Origin of the sequence: Mycobacterium tuberculosis complex sp. N0072, from assembly GCF_030323725.1 — a bacterium.
Taxonomy (GTDB): Bacteria; Actinomycetota; Actinomycetes; order Mycobacteriales; family Mycobacteriaceae; genus Mycobacterium; species Mycobacterium tuberculosis.
In genome coordinates this window covers 3,486,890-3,499,844 of the sequence record NZ_CP040689.1, presented here as the reverse complement: position 1 = coordinate 3,499,844, position 12,955 = coordinate 3,486,890, and the positions used below count along the sequence as shown (strand labels likewise).

Here is a 12,955-nt window from a genome sequence, read left to right as displayed (position 1 = left end):
TTCGACCAGGTGGTTGACCTGACGGGCTAGTCACGTGATAACGCGCGGCCGGCTTGTCGCAGCGGCCAAGCTATCGCCGGGGCTGGGCCGCAGTGTTGCCAAGCGGCGGCGCAAACCGCGTTCGCTGAAGTACTCCTATGACGCGCTGAAGGTGTTGCAGAGGGTGTGGTCCGCCTCGGGTGGGCAGTGCGGGAAGTATCTTGCCGCCTCGATGGTGCTGCAGCTTGATGGGTTGGAACGTCACGGTGTGTTGGAGTTTGGGCGTGACCGCTATGGCCCCGAGGTGCGTGAGGAGCTGTTGGCGATGAGTGCGGCCAGCATCGATCGTTATCTGAAGACCGCGAAGGCCAAAGACCAGATATCGGGTGTGTCGACGACGAAACCCTCACCACTGCTGCGTAATTCGATCAAGGTTCGCAGGGCCGGCGATGAGGTCGAGGCGGAGCCGGGGTTCTTCGAGGGCGACACCGTTGCCCATTGCGGTCCGACGCTCAAAGGCGAGTTCGCCCACACCCTGAACTTGACCGACGTGCACATCGGATGGGTGTTCACCCGCACCGTCCGCAACAACGCCCGTACCCACATCCTCGCCGGGCTCAAAGCTTCTGTCACCGAGATCCCGCATGGGATAACGGGTTTAGATTTCGACAACGGCACCGTGTTTCTCAACAAGCCGGTCATCAGCTGGGCCGGCGACAACGGTATCTACTTCACCCGCTTTCGCCCGTACAAGAAAAACCACTAGGCCACCATCGAGTCCAAGAACAACCACCTGGTCCGCAAGTACGCGTTCTACTACCGCTATGACACCGCCGAGGAACGCGCCGTGCTCAACCGGATGTGGAAGCTGGTCAACGACCGCCTCAACTACCTCACCCCGACCATCAAACCGATCGGGTATGCCAGCAGCGCCGACGGCCGCCGCCGACGCCTCTACGATGCCCCACAGACGCCGCTGGACCGGCCACTGGCCGCAAGGGTGCTCTCCGCGGCCCAGCAGGCCGACCTGATCACCTACCGAGACAGCCTCAACCCCGCCCAGATCGGCCGCAAAATCGCCGACCTGCAGAACCGACTCCTCATCTTGGCCAAGGAGAAAACCGAGCAGCTCTACCTCGCTAACATCCCCACCGCCCTACCCGACATCCACAAAGGCATCCTGATCAAGGCGGGCTGAACCAACCCGTTTCACGGGCATTTCTATCTGAGGCATTACGCCCTTTCTCGGGCGTCTGGCGAATCTGCAAGACGCTGTCCAGCGGCCGCCGTGGTGTGGGGGCGGGAACTGCTGCCAACGGCGGGGCTATCCCTACCCGGATCAAGGCTTGCGGCTCGCCTCGCTGCCTCGTCAGGCCCCGCACGATGTCACGACTGTCACTGGATTCGATCAGATGGGTCAACGTGCAGGTAGCCATGCCGGCCATGGTGCACTCGAGTAGGATGGTCGACAGCACTTCGCCACACCTCAGTGCGTCGGCTCGCGTGTCGCTAGGGGTCGACAGCACAAGGACTTTCGATCGGTCATCAGCTAGCTCGGCACGGCGATTCTGGTAGCTCCGGACCGGGAAGTCACGGCCCAGGTCAACCCGCAAGCGTTCGGCGTCTGATGCCAGCGTATCCGGCGGCACACCATGGGCCAGCACGAACGGTGAAGTCCACCATTCGAGTTCGGCGTGATAGTACGGATCGTCCCGCCGCAGGACTTCGCTGAGTTGTGACGCTACCACCAGTCGTGTTCGCTGGTCGTCGGATACCACATCAAGCATCGCAACGTCTTTGTCGACGGCGTCGCGCAGCGCGGGCTCAAACAGGTGCCAGTACATCGGGCTGTCAAACGGAAGCCGATCGGTTCGGCGCTGCAGAATCGCCTGGGCGCGGTTTCGCTGTCCCGCCGTGACGTGATCGATGGGACTGAATTCGACGGTGGCCAACTGGTCAGGTTGGTTCGGCTGGGGAAAGCGAGTGATATTCGCCTGCCAGTGCGCGGCCGTCATGGCGATGCGAAGGTGATCGAGTACGGCACCGCAACTGATGATCGCTTGCCGGCCGGAATGGTCGGTGGCCGGCACCGTTCGGTGGCGGTTGACGAACAGGTGCACAGTAGTGTGCTCGGAGCCGCTTTCGGCCACCCAACGCCAGGGCTGGCTGTTGTGCACCGACGGCGCCCGGCATGCCAGCAAGACTGCGTTCTTGAGCACCTGTATGTCCACAACGTTGACGGTATGGTCATCCGGTTTGATCAAATAGGGTCATTGGTCCTCTCAATGAAATCCCTTGCGTCACTGTCGTTTCAGCGGTGTCTGCGCGAGAATTCTAGTTTGGTCGCGGCGCTGGACCGGCTCGATGCTGCGGTCGATGAGCTGAGCGCTTTGTCGTTTGATGCGTTGACCACTCCGGAGCGGGATCGCGCCCGTCGCGACCGGGACCATCATCCTTGGTCCCGCTCCCGCTCGCAGTTGTCGCCACGAATGGCGCACGGTGCAGTGCACCAATGCCAGTGGCCGAAGGCGGTTTGGGCTGTCATTGACAATCCATGAAGATGCCTGCCGCATCATATCCGTTGTGCTCGTTGTTCTAGAAGTCCGGCGTGCTGAGCCATCGGTGCGTCACGATGTGTCGATTCATTCGGTAACGATTGTTTAGTTAACCCTTGTACGAGACCCTTCTGGGCGGCTGATTGGGCTGGGGTTGCGATGGTTTTGGGCTTTTCGTGGCTGCCGCCGGAGATCAACTCGGCGCGCATGTTTGCCGGAGCCGGCTCGGGGCCGTTGTTTGCGGCGGCCTCGGCGTGGGAGGGGCTAGCCGCGGATTTGTGGGCATCGGCATCGTCGTTTGAGTCGGTGCTCGCCGCGTTGACGACTGGGCCGTGGACCGGTCCGGCGTCGATGTCGATGGCTGCTGCCGCGTCTCCGTATGTCGGGTGGTTGAGCACGGTGGCGTCGCAGGCGCAGCTGGCGGCCATTCAGGCTCGCGCGGCAGCGACGGCGTTTGAGGCCGCGTTGGCGGCCACGGTGCATCCGACGGCGGTGACGGCGAATCGGGTGTCGCTGGCGTCGTTGATAGCGGCGAACGTTTTGGGTCAGAACACCCCGGCGATCGCAGCCACGGAGTTCGATTACCTGGAGATGTGGGCTCAGGATGTGGCTGCGATGGTGGGCTATCACGCTGGGGCAAAGTCCGTGGCGGCGACGTTGGCGCCATTTAGTCTGCCGCCGGTGAGCTTAGCCGGGTTGGCCGCGCAGGTGGGTACCCAGGTTGCCGGGATGGCGACGACGGCGTCGGCTGCCGTGACGCCGGTGGTCGAGGGTGCGATGGCGTCGGTGCCGACCGTGATGAGCGGGATGCAGTCGCTGGTGTCGCAGCTGCCGTTGCAACATGCGTCGATGTTGTTTCTCCCGGTCCGCATCCTGACGTCGCCGATAACGACGTTGGCGAGTATGGCGCGTGAAAGCGCGACCAGGTTAGGTCCGCCGGCTGGCGGGTTGGCTGCCGCGAATACGCCGAACCCGAGTGGTGCGGCTATTCCGGCGTTCAAGCCGCTAGGCGGTCGGGAATTGGGTGCGGGGATGTCCGCTGGCTTAGGGCAGGCTCAGTTGGTGGGGTCGATGTCGGTGCCGCCGACGTGGCAGGGGTCGATACCCATTTCGATGGCTTCTTCAGCGATGTCCGGGTTGGGTGTGCCGCCTAACCCAGTCGCGCTGACGCAGGCGGCCGGGGCCGCCGGTGGTGGTATGCCGATGATGCTGATGCCAATGAGTATTAGCGGTGCCGGCGCTGGTATGCCCGGTGGGCTGATGGATCGTGATGGTGCGGGTTGGCATGTCACGCAGGCACGTCTCACTGTGATTCCACGAACCGGGGTTGGCTAGCAGCGCGGGTCAGTATTCGTAGTCCGGTCTGTGTGACGGAGGTCGGAGCGGGCTCCGGCTCGACAACATCGAATCAGCTCGCTTGCATTGAGGGGCGTAGTTATGCCAAACCGATGGGAAGGAGATCCTTATCGCTCTCGGTCAGTTCCTCTACCTTAGCGCCGTTGCCGCCACGCAAGTCAACCCTGCCACGCGTGACTCGGCCGACGAGATCGTCCATGGGCAATTGGCGAAGAATTTTGTGGTAGAGCGCACGTATCGTGGGTGCCGGCTCAACACCGAGTTCCTCTGCGAGCGTGGACTTGAGTCTATGATATGCGTCGATTGCCGCGGACTGGTATTCGTTCACGTAGTAGCCGAGCATTAACTGCTTCCATAACGACTCGCGATAAGGATGCATCGCAACGAGTCTTTCCAATTTAGGGATAACGACGTCGGCGCGTCCGCAGGCGATTGCAGCTTCGGCCAGCTTCGTATGGACGAGGAGCTCATCTTCGGTCAACGCCCTGCTGAACATTTGGACAAACATAAAGCTGCGTAGGTCCCCCAGTACTGGACCGCGCCAATTCTGCAAGGCCGAATCTAGATAACGGATCGCCTCGCTAAAATATCCTTTGGCAGAAGCGCGCAGTCCCGATTCTTTCGCTGCCACGAAACGGTCGAGATCGCATTGCTGTCGATCTCCAATGAGAAGGCGATAGCCCGGCGGCTCACTAACCAAGATGTTGCGCGAATCAACGCCTGCATCGCTCAGGGTCCGGCGAAGGTTGCAAATGTACGTGTGGACGGTGCGTCGGGCTCGTGCAGGTGGCGACTTCTCCCAGATTGCCTGGACCAGTGCGTCGGCCGCTACGACTTGGTTCCGGGATAGCAACAGCATGGCGAGCACGGCACGTTGTTTCGGCGTTCCCAATGGCAGTTTGGTGCCCCGGAGGTTTAGTTCCAGTGGTCCTAAGACGTTGAATTGCACAGCACCTGCCGTCGTTGCGTTCAAAACTCCACTCCTGTGATTGGGCGAAAACGGCCGTTGCCCCACAAGATCCCGCCGGCTTGTCCGGTGCCGGGGGCCGATCGGCGCCGTTGCCGATCAACGGGGGCCCAACAAGAGTCGCCGCCGCCACCCCTACCGACTCCGGGGCCACGCTGACAAACAGCATCGAAACCTCCTACCGCCAAATGTCGACGACTCGGCCGCGCTCACCGTCCGCTTCCGCCGAGGTGGGCAACCGGCCAACCCCAACGATCCCGAACGCGCCACGGACGGGCGCAGGAACAAACCTCACCAACATCGCCAGAATGTGGTGCACAATGCACCTGGTGCCTCGATCTCATCTCGTGGTAGTGCCGAGACCCTCACAGCGCGGACGAGCGCGGCGGACCCCTGAACCACTCCGGGTTTCATGCACACTTCGTTACGTGTGACCGGTGTGCTGCCCGATCGGTTGTTGAACCAGCGTTTCGATGTCGCCGGAGTCGAGGTCGACCAGCCGGGCGGTCAGCCAGTCACTGTGGTGTTCGCCGAGGGCGGGTGCGAGCTGGCCGGCGAGGTCGTGGACGTGCTGGCGAGCGTGGTAGAGGTCCACGATCGGGGTGGCTTCGGGCAGGATCGCGGTGGCCAGGTTCCAGATCCAGGGGGCGCCATCCCACGCCCGCAGGTGCGGCAGTGGTAGCAGGCGCGGAGCAACCGGACCCGGTCCAGCACGGTATCGAGGTTCTTGTCGCGGTAACCGACGAACCACGCGCAATGCCCTTGCCCGCAATCGATGCGCTGGCCCCGGTGCCCGGTGTCGGCGCCCAGCAGCTGCTCCAGCAGCGAGGAGCCCAGCCGGGTCATCGCAGTGCGGATCGCCAACTCCACTGCGACCAGGTCGGCACCGAGGATCCCAGCGCACCGACCGCGAGCGCAACCAGCCGCTCTACCTCGGCGGTGAACTCCGCCGCGATCTGGTCGCAGAGCCCCCTTTTTTGTGCCCCGTTGTGCCGGCCGGGGGCGCCGTGGCCGCCGGGTTCGGTGGGCGGGCCTCGCAGATCGCCTCGTTGACCGCCACGATCTGCTCACTGACCTGCGCGAAACGGTGATAGTTGGCCAACTCGGCGCGCACCTTGTCCACCTCCTCGACCGAGAGCTGCCGCCCCTTGGTACCCCGCCCGGCCACCGTGCGCGTCCACAAATATCGCGGCCCATGCCCGGGGTGACCCTCTTGCGCGCACACACAATTGGGCTTGCCGCAGCGGCGATAGTTCTCACTGATCGAGCCGCGCCGGAAATCGCCGGTCGCGGCCAACTGGTCATACAGTCGCGCTCGCCGCTGCTCCAGATCCTCCAGCGAGTCCTCGCCCACCCGCGTCTCCCCATTCTGGTTGTTTATCCAACAACCAGAATACACCGCGCCCAGCCTCAACTCCCGCTACCTACATTCGTGTTGCACACCCACCCCGCGCCGGGGCTGTGCCTTCATCACTCGCAAAGAGATGCTCGACCCCGGCTCCGCCGCGCCGAGGCGGGCACACCAAGATCCTGCACCGCCTGATGAGCCGCCAACCGATCATGGGCCCAACCCCAATTAGGGGCCGTCGGTTGCGGGTAGTGCGTGAGGAGTTTGCGTGGTTGCGGTCCCGGCTGCCGACGTTGTGGACGAACTCGTATTTTGTGGCCACCGTTGGCGGTTTCGGCTTGAGTTGACCGAGGAGCAGGAGCGGTTGGATATTCCAGGGCGGCTTTCATCCGTCGGAGAAGTCAACAGTCCCTTGCTGGCACGCGGGGTCACGTCGGCCAGGTAACAAGGAGTTCCTTGATCCCCACCGAATGTAGGCCCTTACCCCGTCGTTCCAAATCCTCAAACGGTCTTGCGAGTTGAAGTTGCGGAAATCGCTGGGTAAGCGAGGTGAAGAACGTCGTCAAGCACATGCGTGAATACGCTGAGGCCGGGCAAGCATGTGGACCATATCCAAATGCTATGTGTTCGTTCGGATTACGTTCGACATCAAACTCATCGGGGTCCAGGAATTGGTCGGAGTCGCGGTTAGCCGAAGTGATAGAGGTAAATGCTGGGCTCCCCGCCGATAGCGCGGTTCCGGCAATGACGACATCCTCGGTGACAACTCGCAAGTGCTCAATTTCAGTTGCCGGATTAAACCGGACTATTTCTTCAACCGCACGAGCGACACGGCCTGGGTCTTCAACGAGCCGTTCATATTGATCGCGGTGGTGCAGCAGGCTCGCCAGCCCGTTTGTGATCACGGCGATCGGTGTGTCGACTCCTCCGATCACGACGGTGAGGAGCATGCCGACAACCTGCTCGTCGGTCATGGTGGACTGTTGCCGGTTCGCCTGGGCGATCGTGCTAAGTAGGTCATCACCCGGTTCGGCGAGCTTGCGGTGCAGTATGTCGATGACCATCGTGCACAGTGCTGACCACCGCCGGCTCACCTCCTCGTCGCCGATCTCACACACGGACATCGCCGCATCCACGTGCGCCGCGAGCTCGTGCACGGTTTCGGGCTCGACCCCGAGTAGCTTGGCCATGAGCTGTTCTCCGATAGGGACACTTACTATTTCCTGGAAGTCCACCGGTGGTTCCGCGGCTGCCAGATCGTCGAGCGCATTGTCGACGATCTGTTGGACAACGGGCCGCATGCGTGCGATGAAGCCGGGATTTAGGCCCTGCGCGAGCAGACGGCGGGCCGCGGTGTGTTGGGGCCCATCGATGCTCAACAAGCTGGGGCAAAGCTGCACGAACGGCACGAACGGGGGCGACGACGGGTGCGCTGCCGCCCTGCAGCTGAAACGCTTGTCGGACAGCACTCCCTTTACATCGTCAAAGCGAGTGACGAGCCATGCTGTGTGCCCCGAGGGCAACTCTATCGGGGCTACCGGACAGCTGTTTCTCAGTTCCGACAGCATTGGGGACGGCTCCGTCGGGACCGGCCGGTCGAACGGGAACGTCGGAATCGAGGTGCTTGTCATCGCACTCCTCTCGGATCGTTATCGCATGCCACGTTTTGCTCTTCCGGGTACATCGACATCCCGCCAACCCATCGCCCTGGGGCGAGATCCTCAAACGGGAACGTCACCCAACCTCGCTCGAATCGCGCGACATCGCGAGCCCAACGTGCCCATTGTCGTGGGAACCTCTTCACAGATTGTCAATTAACCGGGCTGCTGAACCGCCCCGGTTTCATGCACACCTCGTTAGCTTCCGCGGGTGGGAGGCGGCGCGGTCGGTGCATCAGACTGGCGGTATCGGAGCGGTGCGAAACGGGTTCTCAACAAAGGACGTGCGCATACAACCAGGGACCGTTCACAGTGACCGTTGGGCGATGATGCGCCGCGACGGCTCTGAACCATCGGTGTCGACCACCCGAATCACCGTGAAGCCGGCGGGAAGTTCAGACTCGGGCTGGCCTGGCTTCAAGCACCATTCGGCTCGACGGGTATCCCGAGCGACATCGATGGGCCGCCGCCATGCCTCCCACGCCACTACACCGCCCGGCGCCACAGCCTCGCAAGCCTGGCGAAAAGTGGGCGGATGCCAGAATAGTCGGCAAAGTACCAGAGCAAAGCGTCCATCCCCCGACTGCCAGGAGCAGAGATCGGCGTGCACCAGTGTGAGGCGATCGGCCAATTCCCGTCGGGTCGCTTCGAGCTCGAGCTGAACCAACGCGGTATCGGAAACGTCGATCGCAGTCACGCAGCGGCCCGCCGCGGCTAGCCCCAGCGCGGTGCCGGACCGACCGCACGCCAGTTCCAGAACCGGCCCTTCTGGCACCCCGAACTGCAGCACGTCGCCGAGCCAGGATATGGGCGCAAATACCGCCTCCGTGGGGTCAGCGCACTCGTATTTCGCGTTCCAACGAATGCGGTCCGGGTGGTCGGCGAGCAGGGCCGATGGAGACGGACTCATGGTCTATCGCCGACCCATTCAGCACCGGTCGAGCTGAATTCCTTCTTCCAAATCGGCACTTCCTGCTTAAGCAACTCGATACACATACGCGCGGCGTCAAATGCCTCCGCACGGTGGGGAGCTGACGCGCCAATAACGACCGCGGCATCACCGATTTGCAATTCACCGGTCCGGTGCGCGACAGCAACGCGGACACCCTCGGCCTTGTCTTCACACCGTCCGATGATCGACATCAATGTCCGAATCACCATCGGCGGATACGCCTCGTAGAACAACCGCGTGACATCATGCCCGGCATTGTGGTCACGCACGTTTCCCACAAATATGACAATGCCGCCTTGTTCGGGGCCCGAGACGGCGGCTAGCACTTCGTCCACACTCAGCGGCTGATCAGTGAGCCGACAGTAAGGGTAGGCACCTTCAGCTACCACATTGGCCATTCAGACATCCTTCCTAGCTATCAGGTGATCTTGACGTCTACCTCGTGGATGCCCGCGCCCGAGGGCTGCACCACCGCGTCGCCGTTGCCGGCCGCCGACAGCGCGCGCAGCGTCCAGGATCCGGGCGCGGCGAAGAACCGGAAATCGCCGGTGGCCGACGCGACGACCTCCGCGGTGAACTCGTCGGAGGAGTCCAGCAGCCGCACGAACGCGCCGCCCACGGCCTGGCCGTCACCGTCCACTACGCGGCCGGTGATCACCGTTTCTTTTTCCAGGTCGACGCTGGCCGGCAATGTCAGTCCTTGCTTGGGTCCAGAGCACATATCAGCTTCCCAACTCGATCGGGGCGCCCACCAGGGAGCCGTATTCTGTCCAACTGCCGTCGTAGTTCTTGACGTTTTGGTGTCCGAGTAATTCCCGCAACACGAACCAGGTGTGCGAGGACCGTTCCCCGATTCGGCAGTAGGCAATCGTTTCCTTGCTGTTGTCTAGGCCGGCGTCGGCGTAAAGCTTGGCCAACTCCTCATCGGACTTGAAGGTGCCGTCCTCGTTGGCGGCCCTGCTCCACGGCACGTTGATGGCACCAGGAATGTGTCCGGGCCGCTGGCTTTGTTCCTGCGGCAGGTGCGCGGGGGCCAGGATCTTGCCGGAGAACTCGTCGGGAGAGCGCACGTCGATGAGGTTCTTGACGTTGATGGCCGCCAGGACCTCGTCGCGGAATGCCCGAATCGTGTTATCCGGCGGGGAGGCGGTGTAGGAGGTCACCGGCCGGCTGACCGGGTCGCTGGACAGCGGGCGTCCGTCGAGCTCCCACTTCTTGCGGCCGCCGTCGAGCAACTTGACCTTCTCATGGCCGTAGAGCTTGAAATACCAGTACGCGTAGGCGGCGAACCAATTGTTGTTGCCGCCGTACAGGATCACCGTGTCCTCGTTGGCGATGCCACGCTCGGACAGCAGCTTGGAGAATTGCTGGGCGTCGACGAAGTCACGTTTGACCGGATCCTGCAGGTCGGTGCGCCAGTCCAACTTGATCGCGCCGGCAATATGGTCACGGTCATATGCACTGGTGTCCTCGTCCACTTCGACGAAAACGACCTTCGGCGCGTGCAGATTGCTCTCAGCCCAGTCGGCGGAGACCAGGACATCGCAGCGTGCCATGGCGGGAATCCTTTCGCATAGTTCGGTGCTAGTACACCAACAAGGAGGAGTCGATGGTTCGTGTCCACTCCGCGATACCGCCGTCGAGATGCTTCACGTTGTGCAGTCCGGCTGCTTTCAACGTGGTTAGCGCCTGGGCCGATCGGATTCCACTCTTGCAGTACAGGACAATTTCCTTGTCCAGCGGTAGCTGGGCTAGGCCCGCCGCCGAGCCGATTTCGCCTTTGGGTATCAAGATGCTGCCCGGAATGTGCGCGATGTCGAACTCGGCGGGCTCTCGCACGTCGACCAAGAGGAAGTTCTGGTCCGACTGCTGTTTGGTTCGCAACTCATCACAACTGATCACTAGTTCGGGATCCACCGATTGTGTCGATGCGCAGCTGACGCTGTCATCTACCAATTCGGTGATCGTGGGCGCATCGCCGCAAATGGCGCAGTCAGGATTCTTCGCGATCCGGATTTGATGGTATGTCGCGTCGAGAGCTTCATACATGAGCAGGCGACCGACGAGGGGAGTTCCGACTCCGGTAAGGAGCTTCAGCACTTCAGTTACCTGGATCGACGCAATCGTGGCGCAGATGGCACCGAGTACACCGCCTTCAGCGCACGACGGCACCAATCCGGGCGGGGGCGGAGCTGGATGAAGGCATCGATAACACGGCCCCCGGCCGGGCCAAAACACACTGGTCTGGCCGTTGAATCGGTAGATCGACCCCCAAACATATGGTTTGCCGGCCAAGACCGCGGCATCATTGATCAGGTAGCGCGTCGTGAAGTTGTCTGTGCCGTCAACAATGAGGTCGTGATCGCCAAAAATTTCCAGTGCGTTGTCGTGGGTGAGCATTTCGCGATATTGCGTCACCCGGACGTGCGGGTTGATTTCCGCCACCGCCTCGGCTGCTGATTCTACTTTCGGCCTACCCACGTCGGATGTGCCATGAATGATTTGGCGTTGCAGATTCGACTCATCCACGTGGTCTCCATCGATGATGCCGATGGTACCGACTCCGGCGGCCGCAAGATACAGGAGAGCAGGCGAACCCAATCCTCCGGCGCCGATACACAATACGCGCGCATCCTTCAGCCGCTGTTGGCCGTTGACGCCGATATCCGGGATGATGAGGTGCCTGCTGTACCTGCGCACCTCATCGCGGGTCAGCGATATCTGCGACGGTGCCGGGATCAAGGCTTCAGTCATGATTGCTCTCCTCCTGGCCAAGGCCAGGGACGTGGTGTACGAGTGAAGGTTCCTCGCGTGATCCTTCGGGTGGCAGTCTAGGTGGTCAGTGCTGGGGTGTTGGTGGTTTGCTGCTTGGCGGGTTCTTCGGTGCTGGTCAGTGCTGCTCGGGCTCGGGTGAGGACCTCGAGGCCCAGGTAGCGCCGTCCTTCGATCCATTCGTCGTGTTGTTCGGCGAGGACGGCTCCGACGAGGCGGATGATCGAGGCGCGGTCGGGGAAGATGCCCACGACGTCGGTTCGGCGTCGTACCTCTCGGTTGAGGCGTTCCTGGGGGTTGTTGGACCAGATTTGGCGCCAGATCTGCTTGGGGAAGGCGGTGAACGCCAGCAGGTCGGTGCGGGCGGTGTCGAGGTGCTCGGCCACCGCGGGGAGTTTGTCGGTCAGAGCGTCGAGTACCCGATCATATTGGGCAACAACTGATTCGGCGTCGGGCTGGTCGTAGATGGAGTGCAGCAGGGTGCGCACCCACGGCCAGGAGGGCTTCGGGGTGGCTGCCATCAGATTGGCTGCGTAGTGGGTTCTGCAGCGCTGCCAGGCCGCTGCGGGCAGGGTGGCGCCGATCGCGGCCACCAGGCCGGCGTGGGCGTCGCTGGTGACCAGCGCGACCCCGGACAGGCCGCGGGCGACCAGGTCGCGGAAGAACGCCAGCCAGCCGGCCCCGTCCTCGGCGGAGGTGACCTGGATGCCCAGGATCTCTCGGTAGCCCTCGGCGTTGACGCCGGTGGCGATCAAGGTGTGCACTCCGACGACGCGGCCTGCCTCGCGCACCTTGAGCACCAGGGCGTCGGCGGCGAGGAAGGTATACGGGCCGGCATCGAGCGGGCGGGTCCGAAACGCCTCTACGGCTTCGTCGAGCTCTTTGGCCATGATCGACACTTGCGACTTGGAAAGCTTTGTCACACCAAGTGTTTCGACCAGGCGCTCCATCCGGCGAGTGGATACTCCCAGCAGGTAGCAGGTCGCCACCACGCTGGTCAGTGCGCGTTCAGCTCGCTTGCGGCGCTGCAGCAGCCAGTCCGGGAAATAGCTGCCCTGGCGCAGCTTGGGGATCGCGACGTCGATGGTTGCGGCACGGGTGTCGAAATCACGGTGGCGGTAGCCGTTGCGCTGATTGGACCGCTCATCGCTGCGTTCGCGGTAGCCCGCCCCGCACAGGGCGTCGGCTTCAGCCCCCATCAAGGCGGCGATGAACGTCGAGAGCAGCCCGCGCAGCAGATCCGGGCTCGCCTGTGCGAGTTGGTCAGCCAGAAGCTGCTCGGTGTCGATAAGATGAGAAGAGGTCATTGCGTCATTTCCTTCGATTGACTTTTGCTGGTCGTTTCGAAGGATCACGCGATGACCGCCC

General features: G+C 62.5%; 14 protein-coding genes and 1 pseudogene. 4 read left to right on the top strand and 11 right to left on the bottom strand.

What is annotated here, in order from left to right; genetic code table 11:
• Positions 1–34 precede the first annotated feature (34 nt).
• Both FF952_RS16505 and FF952_RS16500 read left to right on the top strand, forming a co-directional pair.
• Positions 35–745, top strand: a complete 711-nt coding sequence (locus FF952_RS16505) for an integrase catalytic domain-containing protein (RefSeq protein ID WP_003904995.1) — start codon at positions 35–37, stop codon at positions 743–745.
• An 81-nt stretch (positions 746–826) separates the two neighbouring features.
• Positions 827–1,177, top strand: coding sequence for a hypothetical protein (locus FF952_RS16500; RefSeq protein ID WP_003416355.1), 351 nt, complete (start codon positions 827–829; stop codon positions 1,175–1,177).
• Here FF952_RS16500 and FF952_RS16495 read toward each other — a convergent pair.
• Entirely contained in the window at positions 1,164–2,198 is a 1,035-nt protein-coding gene (locus FF952_RS16495) for an Acg family FMN-binding oxidoreductase (RefSeq protein WP_003416354.1), read from the bottom strand. The two genes, FF952_RS16500 and FF952_RS16495, sit on opposite strands and share 14 nt — an antisense overlap.
• A 495-nt stretch (positions 2,199–2,693) precedes the next feature.
• Here FF952_RS16495 and FF952_RS16490 point away from each other — a divergent pair, with 495 nt between their 5' ends.
• Positions 2,694–3,869 (top strand): PPE family protein, encoded by a 1,176-nt coding sequence (locus tag FF952_RS16490; protein ID WP_003899929.1) that lies wholly within the window; start codon positions 2,694–2,696, stop codon positions 3,867–3,869.
• A 100-nt stretch (positions 3,870–3,969) separates the two neighbouring features.
• Here FF952_RS16490 and moaR1 read toward each other — a convergent pair whose 3' ends face one another.
• The 3 genes from moaR1 to FF952_RS16475 form a co-directional block, all read right to left on the bottom strand.
• Complete coding sequence (gene moaR1 / locus FF952_RS16485; RefSeq protein ID WP_003900636.1) at positions 3,970–4,839, bottom strand: transcriptional regulator MoaR1; 870 nt, start codon at positions 4,837–4,839, stop codon at positions 3,970–3,972.
• 442 nt (positions 4,840–5,281) lie between these two features.
• Positions 5,282–5,776, bottom strand: a complete 495-nt coding sequence (locus FF952_RS16480) for a hypothetical protein (RefSeq protein WP_003901547.1) — start codon at positions 5,774–5,776, stop codon at positions 5,282–5,284.
• Between the two features lie 9 nt (positions 5,777–5,785).
• Positions 5,786–6,211, bottom strand: coding sequence for a DUF6788 family protein (locus FF952_RS16475; protein WP_003912101.1), 426 nt, complete (start codon positions 6,209–6,211; stop codon positions 5,786–5,788).
• A gap of 221 nt (positions 6,212–6,432) precedes the next feature.
• On the opposite strand from FF952_RS16475, the pseudogene FF952_RS16470 reads away from it, so the two are divergent.
• Positions 6,433–6,552 (top strand): annotated as a pseudogene (locus FF952_RS16470) (IS200/IS605 family transposase); the annotation flags it as partial.
• An 81-nt stretch (positions 6,553–6,633) separates the two neighbouring features.
• Here FF952_RS16470 and cyp141 read toward each other — a convergent pair.
• From cyp141 to FF952_RS16435, 7 genes are all read right to left on the bottom strand, one after another.
• The gene (gene cyp141 / locus FF952_RS16465; protein WP_003899925.1) at positions 6,634–7,836 is read right to left on the bottom strand and encodes a cytochrome P450 Cyp141; all 1,203 of its coding nucleotides are present in this window, start codon (positions 7,834–7,836) and stop codon (positions 6,634–6,636) included.
• Positions 7,837–8,170: 334 nt separating this feature from the next.
• On the bottom strand, positions 8,171–8,773 hold the full coding sequence (locus FF952_RS16460) for a class I SAM-dependent methyltransferase (RefSeq protein WP_003899924.1): 603 nt from the start codon (positions 8,771–8,773) through the stop codon (positions 8,171–8,173).
• Positions 8,770–9,213: a molybdenum cofactor biosynthesis protein MoaE gene (locus FF952_RS16455; RefSeq protein WP_003899923.1), complete on the bottom strand. Its 444-nt coding sequence runs from the start codon at positions 9,211–9,213 to the stop codon at positions 8,770–8,772. The genes FF952_RS16460 and FF952_RS16455 overlap by 4 nt, the downstream gene beginning before the upstream one ends.
• Before the next feature lie 20 nt (positions 9,214–9,233).
• Positions 9,234–9,536: a DUF1416 domain-containing protein gene (locus FF952_RS16450; RefSeq protein ID WP_003404278.1), complete on the bottom strand. Its 303-nt coding sequence runs from the start codon at positions 9,534–9,536 to the stop codon at positions 9,234–9,236.
• A gap of 1 nt (position 9,537) precedes the next feature.
• The gene (locus tag FF952_RS16445; protein ID WP_003404293.1) at positions 9,538–10,371 is read right to left on the bottom strand and encodes a sulfurtransferase; all 834 of its coding nucleotides are present in this window, start codon (positions 10,369–10,371) and stop codon (positions 9,538–9,540) included.
• A 28-nt stretch (positions 10,372–10,399) separates the two neighbouring features.
• On the bottom strand, positions 10,400–11,569 hold the full coding sequence (gene moeB, locus FF952_RS16440) for a molybdopterin-synthase adenylyltransferase MoeB (RefSeq protein ID WP_003899922.1): 1,170 nt from the start codon (positions 11,567–11,569) through the stop codon (positions 10,400–10,402).
• Positions 11,570–11,646: 77 nt separating this feature from the next.
• A complete protein-coding gene (locus FF952_RS16435) occupies positions 11,647–12,894 on the bottom strand; it encodes an IS256-like element IS1081 family transposase (protein WP_003904572.1) in 1,248 nt (415 codons plus the stop codon).
• Positions 12,895–12,955: the final 61 nt, after the last annotated feature.